A 1,344-nucleotide genomic window follows, 5' to 3' on the forward strand; every position below is an offset into this window, starting at 1 on the left:
TCATTCTCTCCCAGCGCGGTGGCTCAAGTTCTACTTTTGTCACCGTTCTCATCTTTGGTTAGTCTAAACTACAGTAAGATCGTAAAATCTTCTCAAGACTCATGTTTAAACTTTACGAGTATTCCCCCTCGGGCAATTGCTATAAAGTTCGCTTGCTGTTAACTCAGCTTAATATTCCCTTCGATCGCACAGAAATTAATATTCTCGAAGGAAAAAGCCGCACACCTGAATTTTTGGTCAAAAATCCCAATGGCCGCATTCCGGTGTTAGAAATCGCACCGGGTAAATTTGTGTTTGAATCGAATGCAATTATGTTTTACTTGAGCGAAGAAACTGAGTTTTTCCCCACGGATAAATTTGAACGGGCTCAAGTTATGCAGTGGTTGTTTTTTGAACAGTACAGCCACGAACCTTTTATTGCTACTTCTCGTTTTTGGTATTTGATAGGGAAAGCACAAGAATATCAGGAAGCACTTCAACAAAAACAAGCACCGGGTTATGCTGCTTTGGGGGTGATGGAACAGCATTTAGCAGAAAATGAGTTTTTTGCGGGCGATCGCTATACTATTGCTGACATCGGTTTATTTGCTTACACTCACGTTGCTGGTGAGGGGGGATTTGATTTAACCAGATTTCCAGCCATTCAAACTTGGATCGATCGCGTAAAAAGTCAACCTCGATATATAAAAATTACACAAGGAAATTAAAATGAGGCTAATTACATCAAAGCTCGAAATCGTTCATCATCTCGGATACTGTCAAAATCTGGGTTGTGTTTTGCTGCGCTTCGGCTTCGACGAGGTGCAATATCAATCGCTTTCTGTAGATTATCGATAGCCTGTCCAATATCACCTTGTAGTGCGTAGCAGCAGGCTTTACCGTAATAGCCACTCTCATGCTTAGGATCTTGCTTAATCGCTTGTTCAGAATCAGCAAGGGCTTCGGTGTATCGACCAGCCCTAGCCAAAATAATGCCACGATTAGCCCGGAGTAGCACTTCTTCAGGCTTTAATTTAATTGCTTCATCAATGGCTGTAATAGCTTTCTCAAAATTTTTGAGAAGACTTAATGTTAGTGCTTGAATGTTCAGTGCTTGATAATTCTTAGAATCAATCTTAAAAGCTCCATCGCAAGCAGTAAGGGCTTCCTCATATCGCCCTAGAATATTGAAAACAGTCCCTCGAATTAGCCAAGCAAAAACATATTCCGGATCGAGGTAAATAGCTTTTTTAGAACTTTCCAGCGCTTCCTCATATCGCTCTAGATAATTGATATCATGTCCGGTAGTACAACCATAGTAAAATAGCTAAGTATACCCTTTGTAAAAAGCATCCTATCTAACCA

Annotated in this window: 2 protein-coding genes; one reads left to right on the forward strand and one right to left on the reverse strand. The window is 40.6% G+C overall.

Annotated features, from left to right (window positions below; genetic code table 11):
- The first annotated feature begins 101 nt into the window (after positions 1-101).
- Positions 102-707 (forward strand): glutathione S-transferase family protein, encoded by a 606-nt coding sequence (locus QUB33_RS29455; protein ID WP_333358229.1) that lies wholly within the window; start codon positions 102-104, stop codon positions 705-707.
- Between the two features lie 11 nt (positions 708-718).
- Here the strand turns inward: QUB33_RS29455 and QUB33_RS29775 are convergent, their stop codons facing one another.
- The gene (locus QUB33_RS29775; RefSeq protein ID WP_445299577.1) at positions 719-1,273 is read right to left on the reverse strand and encodes a tetratricopeptide repeat protein; all 555 of its coding nucleotides are present in this window, start codon (positions 1,271-1,273) and stop codon (positions 719-721) included.
- Between the last annotated feature and the right edge of the window lie 71 nt (positions 1,274-1,344).

The sequence above is a fragment of the Microcoleus sp. B3-A4 genome, from assembly GCF_036705385.1.
In the GTDB taxonomy this organism is placed as follows: domain Bacteria; phylum Cyanobacteriota; class Cyanobacteriia; order Cyanobacteriales; family Microcoleaceae; genus Microcoleus.